Annotated in this window: 2 protein-coding genes; both read right to left on the minus strand. The window is 74.7% G+C overall.

The window, feature by feature from the left end:
• Nucleotides 1-3,061: type I polyketide synthase (locus tag ACOJUJ_RS00005; RefSeq protein ID WP_420124782.1), on the minus strand; the 3,061-nt coding region annotated here is incomplete at its 3' end.
• A gap of 157 nt (nucleotides 3,062-3,218) precedes the next feature.
• The coding region (locus ACOJUJ_RS00010) for an AMP-binding enzyme (RefSeq protein ID WP_420124783.1) at nucleotides 3,219-4,092 on the minus strand (874 nt) is incomplete at its 5' end.

The raw sequence follows: 4,092 nt of genomic DNA on the forward strand, positions 1-4,092 counted from the left end.
CCGGCGCGGGCTCGGCCTCGGGCTCGGGCTGGCCGGGGAGCGCGAAGTCGGCCGGCAGCGCCCCGTCCAGGTGCGCCGACAGGTCGTCGAGGGTGGAAAGCTCCTCCAGGAAGCGGCGGAACGGCACGCGCACGCCGAACAGGCTTTCGACCGTACGGCTGAACTGCATCAGCAGCAGCGAGTCGGCGCCCAGGTCCAGGAACATGGCGCCGGTGCTTACCTGCGCCGGCTCCGTGCCCAGCATGCGGGCAAGGGCCTCCGTAAGGGTGGCGACGATGCGGGACACGCGCCCCGGGGCCTGGATCGATTCGGTCTGCACGGGCGGCTGGGTCAGCTCGGGGTAAGCGGGCGCGTCGGAACGGACGGGCGACGACGGGGAAAGCGCGTCCGCGGCGGGGGCCGGGGCCGCGGGAGCGGCGGGGCGCGGCTGCGCCACGTGGACGGTGCGGTCGAACGGATAGGTGGGGAGCGCCACCTTGCGGCGCACGGCCCCGCCGCGCAGGGCGGACCAGTCCATCTCCACGCCGGCGGCCCACAGGGCGCCCGCGGCGTCCAGGAACGCCAGGTCCGCCGGCGCCGGCTTGTCGGCGCGGGCCAGGCTCTTCACGATCACGCGGTCCGCGCCGCCGGGGGTGCGGCGGGCAAAGGTGCCCAGCGTCTCGCCCGGGCCCACCTCCAGCAGCACGCGCGTGGGATCCTCCAGCAGCCGGCTTACGCCGTCCGCGAAGCGCACGGTGTTGCGCAGGTGGCGCACCCAGTACCCGGGGTCCGTGGCCTGCCCGGCCGTGATCCAGTCGCCGGTGACGTTGGACAGAAAGGGGAGCGACGGCGCGGCGGGGCGCGCGCGGCGCACCTCGTCCTCGAACGCGGCCAGGATCGGCTCCATGGCCGCGGAGTGGAACGCGTGCGAGGTGTGCAGCCGGCGGGCGGCCACGTCGCGCGCGGCCAGCAGCTTCTCCACGGCGTCGATCTGGGCCGTCTCGCCGCTCACCACGCAGTGCGCGGCGCTGTTCACGGCCGCCAGCGACACGGCGTCGGGAAGGAGCGGGGCCACCGCCGACTCGGGCATGGGCACCGCCAGCATGGCGCCCGCGGGAAGCGACTGCATCAGCCGCCCGCGCGCCGCCACCAGCCGCAGCGCGCTTTCCACGGTGAACACCCCCGCCAGGCAGGCGGCCACGTACTCGCCGATGCTGTGGCCCAGCATGGCCGCCGGCTGGACCCCGCGGCTCATCCACAGCTTGGCCAGCGCGTACTCGGTGGCGAACAGCGCGGGCTGCGTGAGCCGCGTCTCCTGCAGCAGCGCGCCGGCCTCGGCCTCGGCGCCGGCGGCGGGGAACAGCGCGGTGCGCAGGTCCATCCCCAGCTCGGGGAGCAGCGCCTGGGCGCAGCGGTCCATTTCGGAGCGGAACACCGGCTCGCGCTCGTACAGCTCGCGCCCCATCCCCGCGTGCTGCGTCCCCTGGCCGGGGAACAGAAAGGCGACGGGGGGCGCGGGCTCGGCGGCGCGCCTGGCCGTGCCGCGGACGGGCGCGGCCAGCGCCTCGCGCGCGCCCCGCGCGTCGCGGGCGGCGGCGGCCCAGCGGTAGGGGTGCGCGGCCCGGCCTTCCTGCAGGGTCCAGGCGACGTCGGCCAGCGGGACGTCCGGGTTCTGCTCCAGGTGCGCGGCCAGGTTGGCGCGCATGCGCTCCAGCGCGGCCTCGTTCCTGGCGCTCAGGACCACCAGCTGCGCGGCGTCCGTCTCCGGAAGCGCGGGAAGCGCGGGCGCCTCCTCCAGCACGGCGTGCGCGTTGGTGCCGCCGATGCCGAACGAGCTTACCCCCGCGCGGCGCGGGGCGCCGCCGCTGGCCCACGGGCGCAGCGACGCGTTGACGAAGAAGGGCGAGCCCTCCAGCCCCAGCTCGGGGTTGGGGCGCTGGAAGTGCGGCACGGGGGGCACGGCGCCGTGCTTCAGCGCCAGCACCGTCTTGATGAAGCCCGCCACGCCCGCCGCGGTGTCCAGGTGGCCGATGTTGGGCTTGGTGGCGCCCAGCGCCACGGTACCCGCGTCCACCCCGGCGAACACCTCCTTGAGCGCCGCGATCTCGATGGGGTCGCCCAGCGGCGTCCCCGTGCCGTGCGTCTCCACGAACGAGATGTCGGACGGCTCGATCCCGGCCAGCGCCACCGCTTCGGCGATCGCCTTCGACTGCCCCTGCACGCTGGGCGCGGTGTAGCCGATCTTCCCCGCCCCGTCGTTGTTGATGGCCGAGCCCTTGACCACGGCGTGGATGGGGTCGCCGTCGCGAAGGGCGTCCACCATCCGCTTGAGCGTCACCACGCCGGCGCCGGAGCCCGGCACCATCCCCGCGGCCCGCGCGTCGAAGGCGCGGCAGTGGCCGTCGGGGGAGTTGATGCCGCCCTCCTGGTACTGGTAGCCCGCCACCGGCGACGGCCAGATGGTGGCGCCGCCCGCCAGGGCCACGTCGCACTCGCGGTTCAGCAGGCTCTGGCAGGCGATGTGGATGGCCACCAGCGAGGTGCTGCACGCCGTCTGCACCGCCACGCTGGGGCCGTGCAGCCCCAGCTTGTACGACACGCGGGTGGTAAGGAAGTCCTTGTCGTTGCTGAAGAGCACCATCTCCCACGGCACCAGCGCGGACAGCTCGGGATCCTCCAGCACCTGCCGCACGTGGGGGCTAAAGCCGGAGCCGGCGTACACGCCGATGCTTCCCGCAAAGCGCGACGGGTCCACGCCCGCGTCTTCCAGCGCGCTCCAGGCGCACTCCATGAAGACGCGGTGCTGCGGATCCAGCACCTGCGCCTCGCGGTGGCTCACGCCGAAGAAGGGCGCGTCGAACGCGAACACGTCGTCCATGGCCCCGTGCGCGCGCACGAACGCCGGGTTGCGCAGCCGCTCGGGCGAGGTGCCCGCCGCAATCAGCTCCTCGTCCGTGAACGTGCGGATGGACTCCACGCCCGCGCTCAGGTTCTTCCAGAACTCGGCCGTGTCGCGCGCGCCGGGGAAGCGGCAGCTCATGCCGATCACCGCGATCTCGTCTGCCCGGTCTTCAAACTCCATGTGACTTTCCCTCAGGTCGCCGGTTGGGCCGCCATCGGCCTCGGATGCACTGTCTGAAATGTTTTCGTCGGATAACGGGTGTCCCGTCCGCCCTCCGAAGCCCGCGCACGGAAGCGGGGCTTCCATGCGCGGGCCCGGGACCCGGGACGGCCGGCTCTCAGCCGGTCCGGCCGCGGCGCCGGGAGTTCCTGCGCTCTTCGGCGCGCGAGCGGCTGTCGGCCAGCTCGCCGGCGCCGCCGGTGTCTTCGGCACCCAGGTAGCCCGCCAGCGCCTCCACCGTGGTAAAGCGGAACAGGTCCACCATCCGCAGGTCGGCCCGCAGCTCGCGCAGGCGGATGAACACGCGGTTCAGCAGGAGCGAGCTTCCGCCCAGGTCAAAGAAGTTGTCCGACGCGCCCACCTCGGCCACGCCCAGCACGTCGCGCCACACCCCGGCCACGGCGCGCTCCAGCTCGTTGCGCGGGGGAAGCGAGGCCGCCGCGCCGGCGTACTCCGGCGCCGGCAGCGCCCGGCGGTCCAGCTTGCCGTTGGGGGTCAGCGGCAGCGCGTCCAGCGCCACAAAGGCGCCCGGCACCATGTAGTCCGGCAGGCCGGCCCGCAGGGTGGCCCGCAGCGCGTCCACCTCCGCCGTGCCCACCACGTACGCCACCAGCCGCGTGTCGCCGGCCGCGGCCTCGCGGGCCACCACGGCGCACTCCGCCACGCCCGGGCAGGCGCGCAGCACCGTCTCGATCTCGCCCGGCTCGATGCGGAAGCCCCGCACCTTCACCTGCGCGTCCGTCCGGCCCAGGTACTCCAGCACCCCCGCCGCCGTCCACCGCGCTCGGTCGCCCGTGCGGTACAGCCGCGCGCCGGGCTGCGTGGAGAAGGGATCCGGGACGAAGCGCTCCGCCGTGAGCCCCGCGCGGCCCAGGTAGCCGCGGGTCACCCCCGGGCCGCCGATGAGCAGCTCGCCCGGCACCCCCGCCGGCTGCGGGCGCAGCGACCCGTCCAGCACGTAGACCCGCGCGTTGGCGATCGGACGGCCGATG

It is taken from the genome of Longimicrobium sp., from assembly GCF_048594345.1.
Lineage (GTDB): Bacteria > Gemmatimonadota > Gemmatimonadetes > Longimicrobiales > Longimicrobiaceae > Longimicrobium.